This window comes from Anaerolineales bacterium (assembly GCA_003105035.1).
Lineage (GTDB): Bacteria > Chloroflexota > Anaerolineae > Anaerolineales > UBA4823 > FEB-25.
In genome coordinates, this window is sequence record PQAL01000037.1 from 84,138 (window position 1) to 109,228 (window position 25,091).

General features: G+C 50.0%; 24 protein-coding genes. 2 read left to right on the forward strand and 22 right to left on the reverse strand.

Annotated features, from left to right (window positions below; all coding sequences use genetic code 11):
• Positions 1–186: 186 nt before the first annotated feature.
• The 22 genes from C3F13_16275 to C3F13_16380 form a co-directional block, all read right to left on the reverse strand.
• On the reverse strand, positions 187–1,350 hold the full coding sequence (locus C3F13_16275) for a hypothetical protein (GenBank protein ID PWB50507.1): 1,164 nt from the start codon (positions 1,348–1,350) through the stop codon (positions 187–189).
• A gap of 76 nt (positions 1,351–1,426) precedes the next feature.
• A complete protein-coding gene (locus tag C3F13_16280; GenBank protein ID PWB50508.1) occupies positions 1,427–1,888 on the reverse strand; it encodes a hypothetical protein in 462 nt (153 codons plus the stop codon).
• A 21-nt stretch (positions 1,889–1,909) separates the two neighbouring features.
• Positions 1,910–2,335 (reverse strand): hypothetical protein, encoded by a 426-nt coding sequence (locus C3F13_16285; protein PWB50509.1) that lies wholly within the window; start codon positions 2,333–2,335, stop codon positions 1,910–1,912.
• Between the two features lie 10 nt (positions 2,336–2,345).
• Positions 2,346–2,585: a hypothetical protein gene (locus tag C3F13_16290; GenBank protein ID PWB50510.1), complete on the reverse strand. Its 240-nt coding sequence runs from the start codon at positions 2,583–2,585 to the stop codon at positions 2,346–2,348.
• A gap of 2 nt (positions 2,586–2,587) precedes the next feature.
• Positions 2,588–2,929, reverse strand: a complete 342-nt coding sequence (locus tag C3F13_16295; protein PWB50511.1) for a hypothetical protein — start codon at positions 2,927–2,929, stop codon at positions 2,588–2,590.
• A gap of 63 nt (positions 2,930–2,992) precedes the next feature.
• Positions 2,993–3,412, reverse strand: coding sequence for a single-stranded DNA-binding protein (locus tag C3F13_16300; protein ID PWB50512.1), 420 nt, complete (start codon positions 3,410–3,412; stop codon positions 2,993–2,995).
• 30 nt (positions 3,413–3,442) lie between these two features.
• Positions 3,443–4,570, reverse strand: coding sequence for a hypothetical protein (locus tag C3F13_16305; protein ID PWB50513.1), 1,128 nt, complete (start codon positions 4,568–4,570; stop codon positions 3,443–3,445).
• Positions 4,571–5,107: 537 nt separating this feature from the next.
• Entirely contained in the window at positions 5,108–5,500 is a 393-nt protein-coding gene (locus C3F13_16310; GenBank protein ID PWB50514.1) for a hypothetical protein, read from the reverse strand.
• A 371-nt stretch (positions 5,501–5,871) separates the two neighbouring features.
• Positions 5,872–6,894 (reverse strand): hypothetical protein, encoded by a 1,023-nt coding sequence (locus C3F13_16315; protein ID PWB50515.1) that lies wholly within the window; start codon positions 6,892–6,894, stop codon positions 5,872–5,874.
• Positions 6,895–6,954: 60 nt separating this feature from the next.
• Positions 6,955–7,749: a hypothetical protein gene (locus C3F13_16320; protein PWB50516.1), complete on the reverse strand. Its 795-nt coding sequence runs from the start codon at positions 7,747–7,749 to the stop codon at positions 6,955–6,957.
• A 210-nt stretch (positions 7,750–7,959) separates the two neighbouring features.
• Positions 7,960–9,582 carry a hypothetical protein gene (locus C3F13_16325; protein ID PWB50517.1) on the reverse strand — a complete coding sequence of 541 codons (1,623 nt, stop codon included), beginning with the start codon at positions 9,580–9,582 and terminating at the stop codon, positions 7,960–7,962.
• 273 nt (positions 9,583–9,855) lie between these two features.
• Entirely contained in the window at positions 9,856–10,293 is a 438-nt protein-coding gene (locus tag C3F13_16330; protein PWB50518.1) for a hypothetical protein, read from the reverse strand.
• Complete coding sequence (locus C3F13_16335) at positions 10,293–10,691, reverse strand: hypothetical protein (protein ID PWB50519.1); 399 nt, start codon at positions 10,689–10,691, stop codon at positions 10,293–10,295. Before C3F13_16335 ends, C3F13_16330 begins: the two co-directional genes overlap by 1 nt.
• Before the next feature lie 245 nt (positions 10,692–10,936).
• Complete coding sequence (locus C3F13_16340; protein PWB50520.1) at positions 10,937–11,473, reverse strand: hypothetical protein; 537 nt, start codon at positions 11,471–11,473, stop codon at positions 10,937–10,939.
• Positions 11,443–12,636, reverse strand: coding sequence for a hypothetical protein (locus C3F13_16345; protein ID PWB50521.1), 1,194 nt, complete (start codon positions 12,634–12,636; stop codon positions 11,443–11,445). The genes C3F13_16340 and C3F13_16345 overlap by 31 nt, the downstream gene beginning before the upstream one ends.
• The gene (locus C3F13_16350) at positions 12,636–13,196 is read right to left on the reverse strand and encodes a hypothetical protein (protein PWB50522.1); all 561 of its coding nucleotides are present in this window, start codon (positions 13,194–13,196) and stop codon (positions 12,636–12,638) included. Before C3F13_16350 ends, C3F13_16345 begins: the two co-directional genes overlap by 1 nt.
• 160 nt (positions 13,197–13,356) lie before the next feature.
• Positions 13,357–14,214, reverse strand: a complete 858-nt coding sequence (locus C3F13_16355) for a hypothetical protein (GenBank protein PWB50523.1) — start codon at positions 14,212–14,214, stop codon at positions 13,357–13,359.
• Positions 14,211–15,095 (reverse strand): hypothetical protein, encoded by an 885-nt coding sequence (locus C3F13_16360; GenBank protein ID PWB50524.1) that lies wholly within the window; start codon positions 15,093–15,095, stop codon positions 14,211–14,213. Before C3F13_16360 ends, C3F13_16355 begins: the two co-directional genes overlap by 4 nt.
• Positions 15,096–15,110: 15 nt before the next feature.
• Entirely contained in the window at positions 15,111–16,451 is a 1,341-nt protein-coding gene (locus tag C3F13_16365) for a CpaF family protein (protein PWB50525.1), read from the reverse strand.
• A gap of 10 nt (positions 16,452–16,461) precedes the next feature.
• Positions 16,462–17,769: a hypothetical protein gene (locus tag C3F13_16370; protein PWB50526.1), complete on the reverse strand. Its 1,308-nt coding sequence runs from the start codon at positions 17,767–17,769 to the stop codon at positions 16,462–16,464.
• Complete coding sequence (locus C3F13_16375; GenBank protein PWB50527.1) at positions 17,770–18,669, reverse strand: hypothetical protein; 900 nt, start codon at positions 18,667–18,669, stop codon at positions 17,770–17,772.
• A 25-nt stretch (positions 18,670–18,694) separates the two neighbouring features.
• The gene (locus tag C3F13_16380; GenBank protein ID PWB50528.1) at positions 18,695–22,147 is read right to left on the reverse strand and encodes a hypothetical protein; all 3,453 of its coding nucleotides are present in this window, start codon (positions 22,145–22,147) and stop codon (positions 18,695–18,697) included.
• 1,132 nt (positions 22,148–23,279) lie between these two features.
• On the opposite strand from C3F13_16380, the gene C3F13_16385 reads away from it, so the two are divergent.
• Both C3F13_16385 and C3F13_16390 read left to right on the forward strand, forming a co-directional pair.
• On the forward strand, positions 23,280–24,212 hold the full coding sequence (locus C3F13_16385; GenBank protein PWB50529.1) for an ABC transporter ATP-binding protein: 933 nt from the start codon (positions 23,280–23,282) through the stop codon (positions 24,210–24,212).
• Positions 24,209–25,090 (forward strand): ABC transporter ATP-binding protein, encoded by an 882-nt coding sequence (locus C3F13_16390; GenBank protein PWB50530.1) that lies wholly within the window; start codon positions 24,209–24,211, stop codon positions 25,088–25,090. Before C3F13_16385 ends, C3F13_16390 begins: the two co-directional genes overlap by 4 nt.
• The last annotated feature ends 1 nt before the right edge of the window (position 25,091 follow it).

Here is a 25,091-nt window from a genome sequence, read left to right on the forward strand (position 1 = left end):
GTTTCCTGTAATGGTTGTCTCCGGTTCTGGCATGAATCATGTCAGAACCGGAGTGTTGATTTAAAGCGATTGTTTTTCTATTTATTACATTTCCATCAGTTTCCTTCAAATTGATAACTTATTTGATTGAACAATATTACGCTATTTGCTAGACAATCTATTTAAAAAGCGATATTTGTTACTTCCCTAGAAATCCTCAGGAAAGCCGATCGTAATAACTGGCTCGCCTTCATCTCCGGGACCGACCACGATTCTTAGATTCAAGGTGTTGTGATGGGTGCAATGTGGTGGATCTTCCTCGGCCTCGAATAAGCTGACTTCGAATTGACTTTGATCAGTTTCCCCAGCTTGACGAGCAGCGAAGGATGCCAGGAAGACTACGTCCCATAAGCGACCTTTATAACTCTGACCCAGCTCTCTCTCTCGTTCATTCGGGGTGAGACGGGCATGTAAACCAGCAGTGATGGCAGTGGCGTAGCGAAAACCAGCCTCCGATGCCATTTGAGAGACATCCACAAGCACGCCATCTGCCAAAGCCTGGGAGCGAGTGTAGGAGTAGATCTCTTCCCATTCATGAATGTTATATCGAACAGACAGCTGGCGACAGCCAAGCCCAATCTCAGAAACACCACTATTGAACCCGAGGCCACGCTCTTTAAGCGAGACAAAACGACCACGGCCAATGATCAGGTGATCCAACGTGTCAATATCAAGAAGCTTACCCGCTAGAACGACTTCACGGGTCACCGCTACATCATCGGGGCTGGGTGTTGGATCTCCACTCGGGTGGTTATGCACCAGGATGATTCCCGCTGCCGTGCGCTGGATGGCAGGCTTGAATAGCTCGGCTACCCGCACCTGGGCGTAGTTCAGGCTACCCTGATAGATTTCAACGATGTCGATCACCCGGTTGCGCGTGTCCAACAGGATCACCCGCAGGTGTTCCTGCTCCAGGTCACTCATCTCGTGCTTCAGCATGGCAGCTGCATCCGCCGGGCTGTGGATCGTCGGGCGATCTTCTTCGGTGTTGAGGGTCAGGCGTAACCCCAGCTCGACAGCGGCTTTGACACGCGCCGCGTTTTGCTGCCCAATGCCGGTAATATCGGCGATCTCGTGCGCCGGAGCGCGGCGTAGATCAGAAAGCCGGCCGTTGAAATGCGCCAGCAGGGCATCGGCGGTTTCGATAGGCTGCGGTCCCCCGAGTATGGCAGCCAGCAGCTCAACGATTGTGCAGGCACCGGCGTGGTTGCTGACACGTTCAACAGGGCGCTCCCGTAAGGGGAGCAGCTTGTGCTTGGGAGTGTATTTCGTGTGACCGGACTGATCCGGTAGTAAAAGTAATTGGGACATGTTTTCCTCCGTGTAAAGCAATCGCCCGCCCTGGAAAGTACCAGAGCGGGCGGCGTGTGGGCTGATTGAGACAGGATTACCGCAAGCTTTGTACGAGGATCGGTAATCGAGCTGGTTGGAACGGTTCACCGGTCAGGACCAGGCTTTGCAGCTGGTTGATAGCTAACTGAGGCGAGATCCTACCGGCAAGCAATAGGTAGATGATCTTGGAGACTGGCTCCTGGTTTTGTTGATCGAATGGGACGGTCTTTATCAGATATGCCAAACCTTCGCATACCATCCCCAGGTTCTCCTCGATCGAGCGATCCAGCGGCGGTAGGGGGGTGATGGCATCGTTAAGACGCACACTGCGCGGATTATGACCGCAAGCCAAATGCATGTAGTAGATGTAGTCCGCGTAAGCCTCCAACGGGGAGTGGTCGATAACCAGGAATCTACCGCCCTGGTCGAGCGACCCGCACTCCCAGCAATGGAATGGCTCGCCGATCTGTACCGCGATAGGTGCTGATTCCATTTTGATTAAATTTCGTTCTTGCATCATATCCTCCATTAAAAAAAATCAGCGGCCAGCGATATTTTCGTGTTCGCTGACTGCTGAAAATTTGCGGCGAAACGCCTCTTTTATTTTTTCGGTTTTGGCTTGCAAGAAGTGGCTAAGCCCACCTTCCGTGCAAACCCAACCGAATTCGTGAGTGTATTGATTATCCCAATCCCGGTCACGGTAGGTCTCTGCGCCACAAATGGGGCAGGGAGGCAGTGACTCGGGAGCTGGCTGCCCGCCATTACGAAGGTACTCCGCGACGGCTATGATAGCCGGACAGGCAGTATCGAGCTCACACGAGCAGTGTTGAAGTTGATCCACCAGGTGAACCTGTGGCCTGACTGAAGGCCCGAAGTCCACCATATACCGGTATCCTACGACCATGATACGAATGGGACGTTTAGTAAAACCTGGTTGGGTGATTCGGATGAAATTATTTTGCATTAGTCGCTCCTTAGTAGTCGAATTCAAAATCATCTTTGGCTGGATTGCACAAATCGCATGGCTTTTCATCGTATGAACAGCCATCCCAGGGATAGACCCTGACCACGATATAGCCTTCACCATTGCATTTCGGGCAAGGTTGATCAGGTGAGGCAGGAGTATCTTCCCTATCGGATTTATCAACGCTGATTTCGGCGGGGAAATATAGTTTCAAGTAGTGGCTACGGACTGGGAGGGATTTACCAGCCATGGCTAAACCTCTGCACCACGTTGGCGCAACCAGGCTGCGATAGATTCAGAGTCAATTTCAAACGTCCGACCGATCTTCCAATGAGATACAACCTGGTGCTTGAAATCCTGGTGATGGGGATATGCTTTGAACCGTCCATAGATGAGCTGCTTCCTGGATGGTCTTTCTCCCAGCACGTCACACAGCAAGCTCATCGCCAGATCAGCCGGACCTGACCCTTCGTAACCCCATGCAAAACCAGTCGGGCTGTGTAGTAATACGTGTCGTAAGTGTCGCGATCTCCCAGATGGCAGGATGACTTTCACCTTCCCGCCGGGTTCACCGCGGTAAATCTTCTTGACCATATTGACCTCCGGATGAGTTATTTAGAGATTGCCCCAGGTGATCTCAGGGCAATCTCTCGTAGACTAGAACGGTATGTCTTCGGATGAATTCGTGACTGCGCCATTATTGGCGGGTTCAGTTCCACCTTCCCCTTCACGCCCAGACAGGAAACGTACAGTATTCGCGCTCACCTCAAAGGACGTAGCGGGAGAGCCATCCTGTCGAGTGTAAAGCCGTGGGCTGCCCGTTTCAGGGTCACAGATCAGCCGGCCTTCCACCAGCACCAGGCTGCCTTTATGCAGGTATTGATTGCAATTCTCAGCCGTTTTACCCCAGGCTGAAATGCGAAACCAGGTGGTCTCTTTTACTACTTGGCTGCTCGAGTCGGTATATTGACGATTGGCAGCCAGGTTGAAGTTGGCCACCGCCTGACCGGCAGGCGTATAGCGCATTTCCGGGTCACGCCCCAGGTGACCGGCGATGATGATCGTTTGGTATGACATGTGATTTTCCTCCGTTTCGTATATATGGAATTACTTCTTGCCGTTGAGGCTGGCGACCCAGGCTCGCAGCGTTTCGCGCGAAGCCGGGAAATCCTCATGGTGGGCAGACTTGAAGGCATTGAAGGCCTCCAATTCCGCGGCGTTGGTTGTGTCTACCGTGATTCCGTCCCGGTATTGAAGTCCCTCTGTTTGAGAGACGGATGCAACCGGTGTAGCCACTTGCCCGCTCGATTTTTCGGATCGTCCATTACCATTGGATCCGTGGCTATTCGAGGCGCCGTTTTCCAGGCCAGCAGTTCTGGCAATCTCCTTGTCGTACAGGCTGTTGCCGAACTGCTCACCCAGCTGGCGAAAGCAGCGCTTCAAGCAGTCGGTGACCGCCCCAGCGATGGCTACATCCAGGGCTTCGGGTGTATCCCCATTGAAGGTGCATCGTCCAGCGTCGGCGTGGCTGTAAGTCTTGCCATCCAATTCGACGATGATCCTGCCGGTAATGTAGGCTACACCAGCGACCTCCGTGTTTACCTTGCCGTCTTCGCCCAACACTGGCACTTTTTTCTTGAGGCGCTGGTCGTAAAACGTGACTGTTTTATCCCAACGCATGATGTGTGGCTCGCTGACTAAATCAAACGACCAGCGAAACGTGAACAGGTCGTTGGCGACTTCAATCACGTCATAGCCTTCCAGGTAGGGAACTGTCCCTTGCCCACCTGCTTGGCGGCGCTTGACACGGTTCATGTCCAACGGTTGCCTTAACTTCCAAAGTATCTGTTCGATAACTGGATCTGACGTGGGTGGATCGGGTTTTGAGATTGCTTTGTTCATGTGTTCCTCCATGTGAGTGGTTGAAAACTTTGTTTTCATGTTTTGATTTCCCAGCCCGCTTTCAGCGATCTTTTGTATCTCTACCATCCGCACTGCTTCGATGTGCTTGCAGCGAAGGCCAAAATGCTGGCAGCGACCGGTGAAATCGGGGCAGGTGCAGGCCCAGGCATCGTCATCCAGCGAGACGATGTAATGGTTGCTCTTACTGGCGACCATCCAGGTGCAGTCCGTCAGGACCATTACCTGCATATCGCCGCTCATCAGAGCAGCCTGTGCCCGGGCCATGCGCTCGTGTTGGAGCTGGTTCTCCAGGGTGGGGGGTGCTGTGATCATCGTGTATACATTTCGCTCCTTTCGTGTGAAAAAAAAGTGTGGGGATTGGTTTCCGACGTTATTCCGCCACAAGTGATGGCGGATAAACGTTTTACTGTCCGATTGCCCTTCTATAATCTCAGGGCACATCAGGGCAGCGAACCTTGACTGCCAAGCAAGTGCTTAGCCTTCAAAGTTTGCTGCTCTGAATCTATGAGGATCTGCCAGGTTGGCATAAAACCAACCTGGCAGACTATTAATCCTTTGTTAGGCATCTTATGAGCCTGGCCTTTGCGGACGACTTCCAGCGCTTCTCACGACCCACCCCCGGACTAAGGGGCAGCGGCCACCGCCTGCCAGGGCAGAGCGTTTACGCAAAGAGGCTGTTTGTAAAGGTGCGAGCTGCTTGTTAAAACAGCAAGGCCGGTGCACATCCCTCCTGGGGGAAATACACCGGCCAACGTATGAGTCACAGACTATTCAATTGTTAGCTGAACCCCCTAAACCGCACCCGATGGCGGCAGACTACCGCAAAGAAATACTTGTATACCTGAAAGACTACCGTTTAGATCCGTTCACCTGGCTCATGATGCGCCGAGCAACCACTTCGGTCGTGCCGCGTGGAGCACGCAATTCGGAGGGGTCCAGGGTCTCAGGCACCGCCAGCTCTGCGCCGCGGGCATCCTTGAGAAAATCCGCCAGGCTCTCTTCGTAATCCCGGCTCTGAATGAAACCATGCACCCGGACGTAATAATTCTTCTCGACCACCACCGGTGCGCCCAGGTTACCCTTAGGCACGCGGATGGTGACGAAATCGGCCGCGTCCTGGACTTCGTTGAGCGGCTTCTGCGGTAGGTCAGGGTCACGGTAGCAAGCCAGGCGAAAGAGCAGGTCATCAGCGTACTTCCAAGTCCTAACGATTATCCCTTCGAGAACGACATCATTGATCATTGCAGCCTCCATTGAAAAGTGGTTAAAATAAATTGGCCGGGACTATCCTCCAGCAGGAGTATCCCGGCCAACGTGTGAGCGGCGTTTGATTACGCCTTGCAGATCATAAGTTTGATGCCTGAGCCCGGTAGAGACCGTGTTGCTTTGCTCAGACTATAGTAATCATACATGTTTACAGTATCAAAGTCGATAGGCAGATGTCCCGTTAGGGGAGGGACAAGTGTCCCGATTTTCTTGACCCCAATTAATAATATTAGAAACAAAATTCGATCGTCTTGTCAAGCGACCATTAAAATAATTGATGTAGATAAATCCTAAGGTGATAAATAAACTAAAGGTTTAGCACTTGAATTGTGGTCTTCCTTGAAGAATTACCACCAACCTTCTTCGACCGTTACACCTTTCGTTTCAAATGCTTTTCTTGCCTGATCTGATATTTCGGAATTCTTAGACAGGAGCATGATTGATAAGTTTGGTAAGCCAATAAGGTGGTGAACACCAATATCTGTGATTTGTGTGGGTATCCTTATCTTTCTTAATTTGTCCATTGATGACAGGTACTTGAAACCATTGTTTGTCAGATTAACACATTCTTGCAGGGATAATACTTCCAAATTCTTGAAGGAGGCAATTACTTGGAGACTCATATCCGTAATTGAGCTTTGGGCTTCAAAAAAGCGTAAGTACTTATGGTTGGACAATAGCTTTATTCCATAGTCTGTTACATTAGGGCAAAATCGGAGTGAGAGATTCTCAAGAAAAATTAATTTTGCTATCTCGATCATCCCTTCATCGCTGATTTGGCACCAAAAACCATTAAAGAATAAAACTTTCAATGTAATTATCTGGCCGATATACCTTAGCCCATTATCAGACACCCACCCTGCTAAATAGAGGTTTTCAAGTTTCTTAAATGATGTAAGGTAACTTAACCCCTCGTCAGTTAGTTCATTGCAACCGATAAGATTAAAATTCCGTAATTTATGTAGCACCTGCAGGAGGTAGAGCCCATGGTTTGATATATCCGAGTCAACCAACCACAGTAACTCAAGGTTATTGAGATTTTTTATATACCTTACGCCTTGGTCTGCGATTCCTGTGCATGAGACGTCTACCTCAGTAATGTGTGTAAGTGATTGTATAGTCTCTAATCCTTGGTCGCTTACATAGCTCATTGCCAAGTTTAGACGTTTTATTAATTCTATATCCCTAATTTCATTAGTAAGTATAAGTAAGCTTTCATCTGTTGCGTTTTCGAATGTTATTTCATATTCTTGACCATCCAATAAGTCATGTGAACCAGGAAATTCAGCTACTCTCATCCATCTATGATCAGAGTATTTTCTAGTGGACAAAATAAACTTTTGATTTGATGACAGGGTTTTTATGCTCATATTTTCCTTCTACCCAGAATAATAGATGTCAGTATCAAGGTAACTTAGAAAGGGACCGTTCTACCTATTATTATCCGTAAGGTCCACCTGTAATTCAATTCGATGATACAAGTCTGATTCTATAAATGTGCCAGTAAACCCGAGATCTCTAACTTTAGCTTCGTGCTCAAGTCTCTGAAATATTTCGAGTCGAGGATCGAATGTTATAGAATCATATACAGTGTTAGGATCAATTGGTATTTCAATATTCTTTACATTCGGTATTGCGTATTCGCTGATGAAAAGAAGTCGTACTTCAGATTCATGAGCGAACGCATCTCGCTTTAGTAATGCAAGTTCAGCCAAGTTGATTGGGTTGTCAAATACATTCGTTCCCCGTAAAAATGCATTCGCAACTGTCTGCGTTAACTCCTGAGATGATAAATACTTAACAGATCCAATGTAACAGAATCCTGGGAAGGTTTTTGTTATTCCCAATTCTAAAGCATTGAATAACTTTCGAGGAGTTGTTCGGACGCTAACGCCCTCATCATCGGATAAAGAGTTTCTTTGTGTATCTGGATCGATCGCTACTCTAGAATACGCGCGAAGAAGCGTATCTGATTCCTTAGTCATTGACCAGCATTGTGCGTATATCCTAGTAAAAGGATAAGAAATAAACTTCTGAGTTCGCTTACCTTTTTCAGTGATGTAAATCCCTAGTAGACCCCCAACTAACTCCATCGGGTCTTCCCACACACATGGGTTAACCAGCATAATATTCTTATGATTTAGTCCGTCTTCAAAGTATTTAAGACGAAAATATCGATAAATAGATAGATCGGGATCGGGAATACGGATGTAGTTATTGATCATTGAAAAATATCAGCATATCTTTATGATAAGTGTTTGTATGGGTCACTTTATGAGTAAGCTCGATTAATCCTTGTTTTATAAATAGATACTAACTTCGCTACATTTACTATTCCTCAATGAATGAAAGCAATTATATATGGAATGTTTGATTGTAAAGTTTGTAAGATGATAGGCTGTTTGTCGCAGAACCTCAGCCGGCTTACCACAACTTTAGGGCTTTCTCAAAGTAAGGTTCGGATTATATTTAACTCTAAGCGATCCTTCTATATAATCAGCATTTTTTGTATAAAAAGGAAATAATTTACGCTTTTCCCTAGACCATTCTGCAATAAGAATCAGGTCATTACTTTGCCATGATTGCGACTTAAGGGCCCGAAGCCGGACTTGATTTCGCGATAACCTTACGGTGATATGAGATGGTCTTCTAGAAAGCCCCTTAGGGCCATATATACCGAGACACTTAACTTTCACTCGCATGAGTCTCCTTATTATTTGTTTCAGAGTAGAAAGTAGTACTACATCAGATAGTGCCTCTTTTAGGTTAAGTAAGACATAACAGAGAATCCTTGGCACTGATTGAGTGCTGTTATTTTCAATAGATACAATTTTATATTTATAGATAGGGGAAATGTAGCCGGCTTTTTCAAATCCAGCGCGTATTTGTGTTTGTAATTCTGGAAAACGTGCAGAAAAAATATTTCGAAATGTAGATAAGCTACTTTTCCAGTGTGGTGCATCATACCAAAGCAATGCGCCTTGTATAAGGTCTTTAGCACATTCCGTAAGCTCTTGACTGTTTACTATCGCTTCTGAAAGAACATTACCATTAATAGCAAGCATTGAATGAGCTGGTTGGCCAGAATCTATCTCTATAAGATACCTGTTATACGAAGGGAATAGCTTTGCAGAAACCCATGATATGTATAGACCTTCATATTGATGGGCACCCCTTGATGGATTTTTAACCTTACATACAATATTAAGTTGAAATCCAGTTCCTATAGAATGCGTTTCAAGCATGGTGACTATAGTAAGAGAAGGATGTGATGCATATCCAATAGTAAGCAGATACCTAACACCAAAAGGAAGCGTACTTGAGTTCGGAGCATTAGGTTTTTCCAAGTATTCCGCAATGAATAAAAGAATAGCAATAAGCACACCATGGGATGTATCTACGAGTTCATCAAAGAGATCCCCGAATTCGAAAGAGCTTAGCGTTTTTGTGCTCTCCGCATCCCTGTAACGGATAGCCATTATTTCAAAATCAGCACTACCATGAGCGATGGAATTTCTCACGATCGAATCAAACCCCAAGGTTATGGATGTACCAATATTCGACCCAAGGACATTCACTCTATTACTAAGTGGTGGGGTAATGTAATCCTTATGATACAGTTTTCCCAGGATATAAAGTGGAACCTTGATAAGGTGATTAAACACATGTTCCGAGTACCGCTGATATTCAGGATGCCAGATAGATTCAAACTCAGCAGCATGATCGGGGGAATCCAAACTAAGGCTGTCCTGCTTATTCCAACTCGGTGTTGGCATTAAAGCAGATGATATGGCATGGTTGAGACTTGGAGCCATTATTGTTATTGCTTCCCACGCTAAATATGGATGACTTAGTAAGAATGAAAGTAAATCGTTGACAGTATTCGAATTAAAAAAACAAAGTGGTTCGTTGGTAAACGGGTAAAGTAACAAGTGCCAATCCTTAAAACTTCCTTCGTCTACCCATTCTGAAAATATATCGATTATACGATTACGCTTACTTACCCTATATCCAGTTTCTTGGGGATGGGAATCAAAAAACTGATTTATAGTAGACATACCATCTTCCAACCTGCCTCATTTGTTTTTCACTTTAGAGCGGTTTGTATCTACAGACGTATTACTCTTTATTAATTAACCATTATACGTCTTTACGAAAATATATATTTCTAATTTATGCAAACAAAATGCTCATTTCTTCCTACTAGTAACGCAGTGATCACCAAGTATTGCAGAGGTAATATGTGAAAATCCGATTGAACAAACTATTGCATCACTTCTTGTTATTTTGGTATTAATGCCTATACTAAAAACAAACGTAAGGTCGGCATTTCAGTGTGTAAATGACTGGATCTCCGCGTATCCGCTTTCAGCGACCATCACATCCGGCACAATGCTCGGAAACAGCCGGTCAAGGTTAGCGGATACCTGAACCAACACGGTATCGTCACCCGCATCCACACTAATCCCTGTCACTATTGCGTTAACTCCATATTTTGCCAGATAGCCGTTATTCAAGCTGGCAAACTCCTGAGCATTCGCCCAGGTTTTACTCGTTGGTTGAAGATCCCCTGTTTCTTCGAACACCCTCTGGCTGATCTCCGCTGCAGCTGCTAGTGCAGCCGCATCCGCAGCTTTAGCAACCTCCGCCCGGGCGTAGAAATATCTTCCCAGTTCCATGCTAAGCGCCATGATCGGGACCAGAATAATCCCAAAAAATCCCGTCCAAAAGGTCAAAGAGTAACCATGTCGATCATTCAGGATTTTCATCACCAACCCTCCTGGCGGAACGTGGCCTCCGCCGACAATGGAAAGCTGCTCGGTAGCCCAGGCACCAGTGTTCCCAGGAAACTGGGAATGCTGCCCGAAACACGTACGGTCAATATGCTTCCCGCCACCCCACCGGGGGATAGAATTGCAACGCTGGCCTGCTTCACAATGGGATCACCGTTAATGGCGCTGCTGGCGGCGCTCATAGCGTAACATGCGCTACACTGCTGGGCCACGCTTCCCATGCGCGCCCCATGCCTGGCAGCAGCCTGGACAGCCTGCTGGCCATACACCACCATTCCTAGGTTTATCGTAGCCAGCATGACCAGGATGGCTATCGGGAAGGTGATTGCGGCTTCCAAGGTTTCAATCGCCCTACGAGCTTTCAAGAATCGCATACATACCTCCTAATAAAAAGGCTGAAAGGCAGGGCAGTCTCGTGGATAACCCTGCCTCTCAAGTTTAAATTCTGCCAGCAACATCTTGCACAACCTGGGCAATCTTCTGGCCCAGGATCTGGTACGCGCCATAAGCGACCAGGACGACGACTGCGATGATCACAGCCACCTCGGCCGTCTCGATTGCAGCAGTGTCTTTTAGAAAACGCATAGCTCTCACCTCCTTTCAGATAATATCAAGGTGTTCAACGAACGACAGTCAGATACAGCCAGGTAACCGTTCCCAAGGTAATGGCAACTGTATAGGGAATGGTCTTCTTCCTGGTCATCAAGCCTAACAATCCTTGGATGCCGCCCGCCATCACAATCGGAATGAATACCAGTCCATTCCCGAACAGGAGAACCAGAGATATGATGATCTTGGCGTCTGCACCGCCAGTAACGCCAATCTCCCACAGCGCCCAGGCAGCGAAAATAACCAGGAAGGCATAAATGCTTTCTGATGGTCCGGAAATGGACAGCGCTAATATAGTCACTATGCAAGCCATAGGTATGCGCCACTTTGGCCAGGGAAAATCTGAAATCAAGATCAAGGCAACGACCAAAATCACGACCAACCAACCACCCTGAAGCAAACGCCAGAGTGCAGATAGAACCAGCGGTGGGATGGTTAACAAGGACGGCACTTGCCTGGAACGCAGATCGAACACCACACATGCACCCAGCCAGGCCAACAAAAAGACAAGGAGTATCACCTGGGTTGGTAAGATAGAAATCTGCATGGGTTCATTACCTCAGGAATGACTTGTGTGGCGGTCAAATATGGTGGATTAAGGATCGTGCTTGGACCACCGGTTGGAGTGGGAGTTGAAGTTGGATTGGTAACCGCGGCAATAGGTGGATTGTTCAAGGCAGCACGCATTTGGGATGCAACAGTAACCCCCTCATAAATGGTCGCAATTTGAGGAGTGACTACAACAATACCCTTCGAACTATCTGACTGATAAGAAATTGTCTCTACGTGGATCCAAGAGGGAATTGGGATGACGAGTGAATTGGCATAAGATGTCATGGCGATCGTAAAAATGAAAATCGCCAGGGACCGCCTCAGCCAATGATTCGTGAGTAGCAGATAGAACAACCCGCCCAATACTAGCAGTGCCAGGCCTGCCAGGGTAATGACAGTCAAGGCTGGCATGACAACAGTTAACGCAGACAAGTTACTGATGATGATCACCCACATACTGGCAAAGAGAACACCCTGTCCAAACCGGATATAGTGCCGGCTTTTGTCTTTTATTAAAAGGATCCGGCTGATACAATCCCATTTCCGCCCGGCTCGGACCATTAGGCGGTTGAGGATGAAGTAAAAACCAGGCCTATTACGCCAACCACTTAGCTGCAGTGTGAGAAGAAATTCCTCCAGAAAGGGATTAATCCCTCCCAATGGTTTCAAACTTCTCTCGAAACTATCCCCGCTGCAGCGTCGAAGAACGGCCTCACGAGCACATTTCTGGACGTCACCCTCCGGCAATTCCTGGATGACGCTGGTCAAAGCCCCAAATAAGTCCTGGTTTTCACCAGTATTAGCGGCTAAACGTTCAAAGAAGATCACCACTTCCAAAAGCCGCATATCGGTTGAGGAAATCCGCATTTCATCACCCAGCACGCCCAAAACCACGAAAATGACCAATAGCCACTCTTGGATGAATATATGAATCAGCCAAAAAGTAGCCAGCCCTCCAAATAACATCCCTACAAGGTAAACTAACGTTCCCTTCTCAACACTGACCCTGACCAAGGTTTTCAGCGAAAACATTAACCTTTTTGGATTTGCCCAGTTTCTTCCTCTCAGATATATCGCCCGCAATAGGCGGATCACCCAGCAAACCAGGTATACCGAAGAAGCCAGGTAAGCGATCAAAGGAAACATACGAATCGCCATTACCATACTCCTGGCAACAGCCGGTAAGGAACCTGCCTTGCATAGGCATCGTAACCAGTAATAATACGCTCCTCCCTTAAAGCACGCACGATCTGGATCCCAGCCAGACTTATGAGCAAGCTCGCAGAAATAAATGTCTGGGTTGAAGAGGCTACCAACGCCCCACGCAGTACCAGCTCGCCCAGGTACATCGGATGCCGTACAATGCGATACGGGCCACACACCACCAACCCACGATCTGCGGGAGCAATTCCGAAGTGATTCCCTAACGAAATCAGCGACCAAAAAATCAAGGAATAACCCAAAAAGCCTGTGATCATCAAGGGAAGTGGCATTTCGACGGAAGAAATCGTTGCCAGAGGCAGCAAGGCAGCCAGGATCCCCAAACACAGCCCCAGCCGATCAGATTTCACAGCAGGTTTGCGCCGGGCATAGAAAACTGCCAGGATTCCATTGTGGCATGCCGCCATCCAGGCCAGCAACGACTGGTGCTCATTGGCTGCCAGGAAAGAAACCACCGCCGCAAAGGTGAAAAAAGCCAAACCCATCCGATCTCTCATAATTTTCAATCTTCCTTATCATTATGATCGGACCTTCTAGATATGCCCCCGATGTGTAGCAAGGCAAGGATCCAACCTAATGTGATCCCCACTGCAAAAGTGGACCCGGCAATCGACAATGTTTGCATCACTGACAATTCATAACCAATCATGGCAGCACCTATAAAGTATTCAGGATCGGCCACCCAATCAGGATCAGGATCACGGCGATGAAGGGCAGGAAGTAAAACAGCACCATCGGGATGACCAGCTCTGCCCCGACCTTCTCAGCGCGCTGCTCGGCTCCAGCGGCGAATTCGGCAGCAATCCGGTTGGCCATCTGGGTCATTAATTCTTGTTGCGCCGTGCCCAGGCGGACGAATTCCAATTGCACAGAGAGGCCGATCAGATCTGGCAGGTTCGAAGACTGGGCTTCCTTCTGAAGCTGGGGAAAGATCACCCGGCCCTGAGACATCTGCAGCACGCGTTGCATCCACTTCCCAACCAGGCTGCCAGTTTGGGCCGTGCGACGTAGGGCTTCTTCAATGGAAACCCCAGCGGCCATCTGGGCGGCTACGAGCTGGATATACTCGGGTAGCTGGGACTGGAAACGTCGGCGTACCCGGCGGGCTACGCTGCCCAGGAGTGTGGCTGGGACCTGCCAGCCGACTAAAGCGGCCAGTATGCTGGGGAGCAGATTGTCGTATACCAGCAGACCCAAGATAAAAACTCCCAATGCCAGTGCCAGTCGTAAAGATGTGAACTGAACTTCGTTCCAATCCGCCCACTTGCCCACCAGCTGCGCAAAATACAAGTCGGACCGGCTTCTGCGCAAGAGCGAGCCGGGCGCCCAGCGAGATGTGGGCTTATCCAGCCTGGACAGCCAACCCCGCCAGCCAAGCAGTTTTTTCCCAGCCAGCTGTTCGCTTTCGATCAAAAACTGCGCCGCTCTGCCCTTCGCCAGGCTGGGCACGAACTCCACCCATAAGAAGATCAACAGGACGGCTGTTGCAATGCCGATCAAATACACGAGAGTCATACCGCCTCCGAGACAATCGAACGGATCATGAGATACCCCACGACCATCATGCCAATCCCGGCAGAGATCACAGCTTGGACTGGGAAAACCAGGAGCGACTTCTGGATGAGCGGATCGCGGGTGAGAAAGAGAAAAACGATTAATAGCACTCCTGGGATCAGGCGGGCTGAGAGCAATGCATCACTGGCTTTAGCCACCGAGCGGTTGCGTGCTACCAGGATTTGCTGAACCCGCTGGGAGATCTGCAGGAGAACCTCGGCATACTTTCCACCCCCAGCCTCGCTGTATCCATCCAGCAGGTACGCCAGGTTGGAGAGCGAGGTGGAAGGTGAGCGGGTTGCCAGACTGCGAAAAGCCTGCTGCCGGTCCTTGCTGCGTAGCTCGGCGACAGTCAGCGAGAGCTCAGGCGACAAAGGATTAGGCGCTTCAATCTCGAGCGACTCGCCGGTCCGCTGCAGGACATCCGGGATAGAGCCGCCAGATAGGAGCCCGGCAGTAATCCGCCCAACCGCCACCGGCAAGAGCCGGTCGATCTCCCGGCCGCGGCTCTTGACTTTTTCGCTCAACCAGGAATAAGGTAAAAATGCCACAATGAATCCTAGGATCAAGGCTGGAATACCAGGGAGCAGAGGCCAGGTAATCACAGTGGCAGCTACGCCAGTTGCGACGGTGAGCAGCCGAAACGAAGCCGGCTGCAACCGCACACCACCCGCCAGGAGCTTATATTCCAGGGATTCTGGTAATAACTCGCTCAACTGCCTGGTTGTGTCTAATGAATACATCTCTGACAGGCGTCGACTGGCCTCCCCCCGCCGGATACGATGCGGCGCAAACAAGACAAATACCAACAACCCAACAAGTAGACCAATCAAAGTTATCATGCAGACCAACCTTTCCTATAAAACCGTTTCAGCCTGGAGACGAGGATGCAAATCACCCACCTTCTCCCATCGCGGCTGGACATCCGTTGGTAATTCCTCATACCGGTAGACCGGCTCGAAAGCGATATCGCTGTTTTTAAGCTCTTTTACGACGTTGGCGATAACCGTCACCCGGCGCACTTCGTGACGGATGCCGATTTGCACCAATACATCCACAGCTTCAGAAATCAAGCGAAGCGCATCTGCCGGCCGCATCCCGGTGTCTGCCCCCAAGACGGTCGTCAGACGACGAACTGCCTCACGAGGACTGTCCGCATGAAAAGTGGAAGCGCCAGAATGCCCGGTCATCATCGCCCGGAACAGGCTCAATCCAGCCTGGCCATCTCGCACCTCTCCCAAGATCAGGTAGTCGGGCGACATGCGCATGGCATCGTCCACGCCATTGGCCAGGGTATAGGATTGAATTTCAGTGCCAATGGCAGCCGGACGAGCCTCAACCGTCTGCACGGTGGGGCGGTCGATCCAAATCTCCTCTGGGTCTTCGATCTTCACGATACGCCAGGTCGGGGGCAGGAAGTTGCACAGGGCAGAGAGCAGAGTAGTCTTGCCGGTGCGCGTCCCTCCGCTGATCAGAATGCGGTAGCCCTGCTCCATGGCAGTTTGGAGGAAAGCCATCATCTCGCTGCTCATCATGCCACGTTCAAGGATCCATTCCGGCAGGACCGGCTTCTGCTCAAACAGGCGGATGTTGATGCTGGGGTTGAGCCCGGGCGGGACGATAGCCGGGTGCATGGCTTTCACCCGCCCACCACCTGGATTGTGAGGCGTTACCGGCAGTTTGGCGTTGATCGAAGGGTTGGCTTCGTTAAGGCTCTTGTTCTGCGGGCCTAGCAGGCGGTCGAGCACTCGGTTAATTTCCCCTGGATCGGGTTTCGTGTCAGGAAGCGTCTCCCACCGCACGCTATTTTTCTTCATTACCTGTACCAGACCGCTAGAATAGATACAGATTTCGGACAAATCGGTTCTGGTTGGGGGGAGTAGAAGGTCAAGGAAGCCCAGGCCCATCAGGCGCCGGCCTAGCTCTTCCGCCAGGGCGATATCGGTCTGATAACTCGAATAGGCATTGTTACGCCGGAAAGCTAATCCAACCAGCTGGTTGATCCTTTCCTGGATGCGCTGGCGGTCAGTTTCAGACGGAGACCGAAGTATACTGACCGGGAACTCACGGTTGACCTGGTCGATGACCTCGTTGGCGACTACTTCTTGCAAGCCATCATCGTGAGCACACCCAGTCGCTTGTCCCGGATCATAGAGGCTTGTCAAACCTTTGCCAAAGCCGTTTCCATTCGTAAACATCGCAGGTCCTTTAGCTGAAGCGGATGGCTGGAATACGCAGTCGGCTCTTGCTGTGATACCCGTTATTGCCGTCCTTACCCAGGGTGCTACCGGGATAGAGTGCTTCAGCCAGGTTATGCATGGCTTTAGCTAATGCCTCTACCCGGGTCACTGCGGGGACCTGGTTGTCTTGGGCCTGACAGATGGCTGGAAGGTATGGGATCACAACCGCCACTGGCGGAGCCCAACCATAGGCATTGGACAGCTCATCGTGGAATTCCCGCGGCGAGATGGGTGAACGCTCGTTGACCTGGTTGAGTACCAGAAAGATGGCTTCGCGCGGGATGCGGTGCTCGCCGATCAGCCTCTCCAGCAGCAAGACCATCGAATGGCGGGCAGCGGTCATATCCGCCAGGGTACAACGGGAGACAATGATGGCAGTATTGGCAGCTGAAATTCCCTGCAGACTCCATGGTTGCTCACCCGCTGGGAGGTCGAGCAGCACGGCAGCATAGTTGCGCGTCCAAGACGTCATCACCAACGAATAGATGCTGGCGGGATCGGACCGATCCGAGGTTGAGAAAACCGCTGCCTTCTGGTAATCGACCGAGTTTTCCGGCGCAACGATCACGTCCAGACCTTCCCGGCTCTGGATGGAGGCTGCAAACCCGTCGCCAGGCCGAGCGAAGAACTCCATGGAATTGGGCACGTAACGCAGCCGAAAATGAGAAACGACGGTGGGCGGTAAATCAAAGGACATTAAAAGGGTGTTCACACTCCGGCGTAATTTGAGCTCGTAGGCCAAACTTTCAGCGATGGTCGAGCGCCCGGTTCCGCCAGTGGCCGACAGAAATGCGATCACACGCGTACCCAAAATCGCTGTAGCCGTACGGGAGAGGTAGGCCTGCTGAAGCGGAGCGGCAGCCGCCAGGCGGGCGCGCTCGTTCATGGCAGCAGCAAACCCGGCCTGGGCAATCTCTCCCCAATTTACCGGGGCAATGTACACGCCGCGCACCACTGACGATTTCTCATAAGTCGCGCGCAGATCTCGCAACGCCTGCGGCAACACCAGGATCGCCACACCCTGCCAGACCTGCATCTCGGCTAGTCTCTGGATCAGGGCATCTGGTCCTGGGGCAATATCCACTTGCAACACCACTAGGGCAGGCCGCATCTGTGATAAGTTTTGCTCGAAGATCGCCCATTGGGTTGCAATGGAGCTGATCGAGAACCTTGGGTCGGCGAGGAATGGCGCCTGCATCTGGCGAAAGACTTCTTCATTCCCTGACCCAGCCAGCATGACGGTCACTTTGGGGTTAGTTACGGCAGGGGTATCCATTTACCTGTCTCCGCTGTTTTGGTTCATGGCATCATAGAGGTCAGCCAGGTTGAGGGTCAGGATATCCTGCTCCTGGAAGCCTTTAGCCGATTCAAGCGTCAGGTACAGGCTACCGTACCTGCTCAGGGCAACCACTAGAGTGGAGGGGTTAACCATGAAGCCGGGAACGACTTCGATCGGGGTAGAAGGCACATCCAGCACCACCACACTTCCATCTTGCGCAGCCGAGACGGTACGGGCACTGGCGAAGAGCTGATCTTGAGCCGAGCTGGAGGGAAGCTCTTCGTAGCGAAAGGATTGTGGCACCATAAGCACCTTCAGACCGCTGATGGCGATGCGCGCCAGGGGAGCTTCGGGAGGCATAGGCGTCGGCGTGGGGGTGGGAGTGGGGGCTGGTAGGCCGGAAGGCAATGCGGTTGGCTCGATCTGGAATGGAGCATTCACCAGGGAAGCGGGAACAGCAATGTTGTGCAGCACATCCGGGGACAGCATCCCGATCAGGGTCACCTTTTGCCCCTCGCGCAGCAGCCCAGCAATACCTGAACCCAGGTCGACCTTGACGGCAATCGCCAGGTGATCCGGCTGCAGGCTAGCGGGAATGCCGGCTTGGGAAGTGTCGCCCAGCACCGACGTGGTGATGTAATCGCCTGGTGCGCGGCCCACCGCAAGGATTTTATTTTGTAAATCCTCGATGCGAGTAAAAGCATCCGCTGGTTTGGCCTGCGCCGGAATCGTACGCAGCTCTAATAAATCTGCAGTCAAGGGTGTGCCTGGAGCAATGGCCACTTTGGCCACTACAACGGTTGTCGGATTGATCACCCCATTGAGGAGAACGATGACCATCACGCCAATGACTACAGCTAAACCGATTGCAATCCAGGGAGAACGTCTTTTTTCCATAACACAACCTCCATTAGAGAAATTTTCAATAAGCGCCTAACTTTTCCAGAATTTCATGGTCGGATGGCTCGCTGCCTGGCACCATCAAAGGGTGTACCAATATCGGCTCCAGCTCAGCCACATCCTCGCTGTAACCCAGCTTGGCGATCGCCATCTGGCGGGGAATGCGCGCAAGGTAGCGCTTGTATTCCGTGTTGACCACCCCCTTCTCGCTGCGCCCGATGTGGGCCATAACCAGGTCACGATCGTGGGGATGCTTGGTTTGAAAGAAGAAAGCGTTGTTGCAGGAGGACAGGATCCCGGGCGGAATGGCGCTGACCGTCTGGGCGAGCAGGTGCAGGAAAATCTGGTATTTACGCCCATCCCGCCAGAAGGTCTCAAATACCTCGCTGACCTGCTCATTGTTACCCGCAGAAGCGTTGTTATCTGCGGCTGCCCCGCTCACCCCATTGAGCACTTTGTTGGCCTCCTCGAAGAAGATCTGCATGGGTGGGAATTTGGCCCCGGCCAGGCTCTCGCGCCTTCTCACGACGCTGTCGAAATACAACACGCTGGATAGCAGCGCCAGCAGCGCTGCTTTGGGATACTCGTCCATCTCAGCTCCACCCTCCACGATCAGTAGACCCCAAGGATCGTCCTTTGGACCCAATAATCCTAAGTCTTCGACCGGCAGACTTTCGGGACCCGCCCCGTATTGCCAGGCCATCTGGCCCTCGGCGAACTGTTCCACCCGCAGCAACACCCCTTCCAGGCTGGCCCGGCTGGCCTGGTCGCCCTTGGGCAGCGCCGCATAGAAGTTCTTCAACCGCTCCACCCACATGCGCACGTCGGCCTGCTGGCTGCGGTAGACCGCCAGTGCCTGCAATTCGCCTGGCTGGAGATCAATCAATGGTTGGCCAGTTGAAATTGTTCCTGGTGCATGGTTGTGCTCCCGCCACTCCTGGACCACCTCGACTTCTACGCTGTTCTGCAGGTGACCCCAGGTGGGATGATTGAATACCTCCGGATCGCTGGTCAAGACGCCCAGGTTGATATACACCTGGGTCAGGGCGCGGCGTAAGAATCCGAGCTGGCGGGGACCCATCCGCCCGGCATTGGCGAAGAGCTCGCTGATTAGTGTACGATAGCGGCCGGGATAAGACCGACGTGGTACCTTGAGAATATTCCAGCGCAGCGGGCGGGGCGCACCAGCATAAAGCTGGCGGATGTCTACCCTACCCTCCAACCCGGACCAGTTCAGCGCTCGCCGCCAACCCTGGCCAAAATCCAGCACCACGGAACGAAAATGCCACTGGCGGGTGGTTTCATAGGCTAGTCGCTCAGCTGCCACGCTTTTTCCAAAGCCAGTGTCCCCACAGAAGGCAGTGTGAAAGTGGCGCTCGAAGCTAAGCTTGAGTGGAGTATGGGTCAGCTGCCCGGTTTCGCTGCTCCACTGCCATCCGAGCACTACATCGCCGTGCATATCAGGACGAAAAGCAAAGTCGGGAGTGGACTCCTGCACGGTCAGGGCAGAGCCCTGCTCGAACATACCGGGAGCGGTATAGGCAGCTAATTGCAGCATGGTCAGGAGGGTGGAATCCATGTATCCACTTAGCACTTCAGGGACAGTCTCTACCCGAGTAGAAGGCGTGAAGGCCTGGGCGTGCTTACCGATGTACTCGCTTTCCCCGGCAGTCAAGTCGCGGGTCTGCACTCCGGTGATCACGTCCTCCGTGCCATGGAATGCTTCTGGGATCAATCCCATAAGTGCCTGTTTGCCCTGTTTGGTGCGCGCCATGGCGTACACGTCTGTGTAATAAGCCCCTTCTTTACTGGCAAGGTTGAGCAGGCCTTGTTGCTGGCGCAGGATTTGGGTCACCAGGATGGCGGGGTCGAACTGCCACTGGTAGCTGTTATGTGCCGAGATGGAAGGTGCAATTCCGACCGTCAGCCCGGTGGAAGCCGCCTGGCCAATCGCCTGGGCGGTGGAGGTTGAATTCATCTGACTTTCGCCAGCACTGGAGGTGTCAGCCTGACCCTTGGTGTCTGCCTGGCTGGTGGTATCGGCCTGCGAGGTGGTATGACTGCCGAAAGTGCCAGAAGCTTCCGAATGGGTGGTAGCTGTCATGTTGGCCACAGATACACCTTGGCTAACGGTATCGGCCTGGCTGTCCGTCACAGCATGGCTCTGAGTTTCAGAATGCCCCGACATGTCTGACTCCGAAGACATGCTGGAAACACCATCTGCTGAACCCCAGCCCGCGTTTGCGCCAATCCCCACTCCAGCCGGCTGGATCCCGCCGCGCAGACCCCAATCAAAGCTATCCGAGTGGCTAGCCCCCTCTCCTTGTGAGCTGACATGCCCGGAGCTTTCGGTCGAAGCAGCGCCGTTAGTGACCGCCTGGCCAACCGTATGGGCTGCACCCTGTGAGACGGATTGTCCGGCAGAGTGAGAAATCGACTCACTTTCTGTATGCGACCAGCCGCTGGTGTCTGCCGAGCCGGTGGTGTGAGCGCTGCCGTCCGTGTGCGCCTGGCTATCGGTGTGAGCCTGCCCGGTGCTATGAGCTGCGCCCTGGCTCTCCCCAAAACCCTGGCTAGCAGACTGCGCCATCAAACCTGAGAGCAGCGCCGGCAAGCTGACCCCAAAGCTGACTCCCCGCACCCCGTTTTGCCAGGCGGCCCAGGTGGAGGTGTTTTCGGCCAAGCCGGCAAGCATCTCGGTGATCGCTCCCAGGCTGACCGGGGAAGTAAGGACAAGAAAAAGGAATTCTTCCTTCAGATCGCTCATGCCGCGGAACAGGATTTCGTTCTGCTGCAGGGTGTACTGCTGGGCGGCGGGACCTGCTTCGACCAGCGGGTTGTGAACAATGCCTCCACTGCCGCCGCGGGCATTCTCACGCGGGTCAGTGTGGCCTACGGTGAGCAATACGTGGTGCATGTCATGGAAGCTCAGGAAGATCCATTCCGCCAGCCGGACTGTCAGAGCCTGCAGGCGGACCTGGCGGTAAGCGCCACTCATGACCCCTTTGAGCGCTGCCAGGCTGTGCCGGGACTGGGCACAGGCCTCTTCCAGCGTAGGCGCAAAGGCGGACACGCCGTAACATTGAACGATCCCAACCGGGGACTGGCTGTTGTCGAAGATGCCGGCCGCCAGGTACAGAAAGCTGACTTTCGAGCCGTACAGCCCGCGCAGCACCGTGCGCATCTTCTGCAGCAACCCTGGATCAGAACGCGCTTCCAGCGGCAGGAAGGTGAGTTGCAACAACCGCACGACGCGAAACCCGGCGAATTCTTGGCCTCCTTCGACCTCGCTCAGTCGGTACCACAGGTAGTCCAGCTCGTCCTGGCCGTCGATAAAACACACTCCCGATTGCTCCACCTCCAGGTCAGCTGGGATATCCAGAGTATCTGCCTGCTTGGGCTTCAGCCAACCCGACCAGCCGGGTAGCCAATCGTTAATTTTAGAGAGGTGTTGAAGAAAGCCTTGATTATTCATAAACTGACTTGGGATAAATCAATCCATGACCTCATTTATTGTGGTGAAAACTTCCCTGAACAATGTCAATAAGGCTGCTATGCCTTTGATCCAGGTCGGGTTGTTCCTCGAGTCCGATCGATTTTTGACCGGAAACACGCCGTAATATTCCTTGGTGGATAAAGATCATGTGATACGTGTATATTGATTTTAGAAAAATTGGGATGGGAAGACGAGAGGCATCTATCCCGTTAAAGTGGGGCGATTATCCCGTTGTGTGAGGGATATTTGTCCCGCAAATCTCGCTGCACTTACTCAGTCATTTATTCTTCTATTTATAATCCAAGAAAATTCGGTCTATATACTTGATTAGATACGCCGACTTGCCTGACGGTTATAGGCTTCCTTGACTGTAGTCATACTTCCGCGGTTATCATGTTCTCACATGGTATCCGCCAGTGATCGTCGCATGCATGCTGGGTCACTCGATCTCAATCCTACTTCCGAATTATGCACATTTTATCCCGACAATGCAGGACCAGGCAGCCCAGCTGATGGATGACATTATTACCCTGATCCCAATCGAGTTTCACAATATATCCAGCTGATTTCTGACCTTTATCGGGATTGATCAAGAGAACGGTTTCGTTTACGAATAATATTGGTGACTCACCGCCAGGAAACAGCGATCAATTGGGGTCGTTTCTGCAAGTGGATAGTTTTCAGGAGTAAAGCACGCGAACATAACTGACTAAAAGCTACTCGCTCACGTCTGAGAAAGTTGACTTGATTTTCCTAACTAAATTGACCCGCTCTCCTTGACCAGAATAATGCATAAAGCGATTTATTAATGCGATCGTGTCACAAACCGGATATACAAATGTCAAATCCTATAGAATAATCATCGTTTTAATGATTACTGTTCATTTATCCACAAAATCTGTTTTTTTGCCTATTGACCTCTTTTTGTAAATGCCTATAATCAAATTAGATAATCAACACGTTATTTATAAATCAGCATAGTGTTGTTTAGTAATTTTGGAAAGCTCACCTATAAATGAGCTTTTTTGTTCGAGCACTATCCTGGAAAAGCTCCATTTTTTTTCCGCGACTTTTTAATAAGTTACCTTAATCTAATATAAAGGAACCACATATGTCAGTAATTAAAATCGACCACTTGACGAAGGACTATGGAAACAATCGTGGCGTTTTTGATGTTTCATTTGAAGTTGAAAAAGGCTCCGTATATGGCTTTGTTGGACCGAATGGTGCTGGTAAAACAACAACAATTCGACATATCATGGGTTTCTCTAAACCGCAAAAAGGAATGACATCTGTTAATGGCATCGATAGTTGGGAAAACCAAAGCGAAATTCAAAAGAATCTTGGTTATCTGCCGGGTGAAATTGCACTGCCGGAATCACTAACAGGGAGTCAATTCTTAAAGATGATGGCAGAGCTAAGAGATATAAAGGATATGAGCTATACCGATCATCTGCTTGATATATTTGAGCTAAATCCATCAGGCAGTCTAAAAAGAATGGCACTTGGTCAAAAAAGGAAGCTAGCAATAGTTACGGCATTCATCCATGACCCAGATATTTTGGTTTTGGACGAACCGACTAGTGGACTAGATCCAATTATGCAGGATTTATTCATAAAATTCATTCTTACAGAGAAGGATAGAGGCAAGACCATTCTAATGTCTAGCCATATTTTTGCTGAGATTGATGCAACTTGCGACAAGATTTCAATGATTAAGGATGGAAAGATTGTATCGACCTTTGTTGCAGATGAATTGAGACATAATCAGAACAAGGTACTCAAATTAGAATTTGCATCAAATAATGAGTATCAGAAATTTATAGAAGATTTAGACGTTACAAAGAATTTAAATATTGTTTCCTTACGTGAATATCAGAATCAGGTCAAAATTGAAGTAGAAGATAACAAAATCAATGACCTTTTCAAGATCATATCAAATTATGAGCTGAAGTTTTTATCCGAAATCAAATTTACCTTGGAAGACTACTTTTTGAGATTTTATGAGAGTAAAAGTGGTAGCGAGGAGGTAAAAAGTCAATGACTATGATTGAAATTAATCATCTCACAAAAGATTATGGTGATGGGAGAGGTATATTTGGTATAGATTTGAGTGTTGATAAAGGTGAAGTTTTTGGATTTGTAGGAATTAATGGAGCAGGCAAAACAACAACAATCAGACATTTAATGGGATTTTTAAAACCGGAAAATGGATACTGTAAAATAAACGGCCTGGATTGCTGGAGTGATGCTTCTGAAGTGATGAGAATGGTAGGTTATATCCCAGGAGAAATTGCTTTTCCAGATGCATCTACTGGAAATGAGTTTTTAAAGAAACAAGCTGAACTATTAAATATAACCGATATGTCATTTACTGAAAGAATCATCAAAAAATTACAACTTGATCCTACTGCTAATTTAAAGAGAATGTCTAAAGGAATGAAGCAAAAGACCGCCGTAGTCGCTGCGCTGATGGCGGATCACGAAGTACTCATTTTTGACGAACCAACTACGGGGTTCGATCCTCTGATGCGGTTGGTATTTGTTGAAATATTACTTGAGGAGAAGAAAAAAGGCAAAACAATCTTCATGTCCAGTCACATGTTCGATGAGGTAGAAGATACGTGCGATAAGGTTGCCTTAATCAAGGACGGGAAAATAGTGGACATTAAGGCTACCAAAGAAATCAAGCATAGTAGTAGGAAGTCTTATACGATTGAATTCAATCATCATGAAGATTTTATAAGATTTTTAAAGGAAAATTTCAACTTTGAGTCATCGAAGGAAAGCCAAAGTAATGTGACGATCAATATTGAAGATGAGAAAATAAACGAACTTACCAAGAGATTGGTTGGCTACGATATTAAGTATTTCAAGGAAAATAAATATACTCTTGATAAGTACTTCAGAAGCATTTATTAAA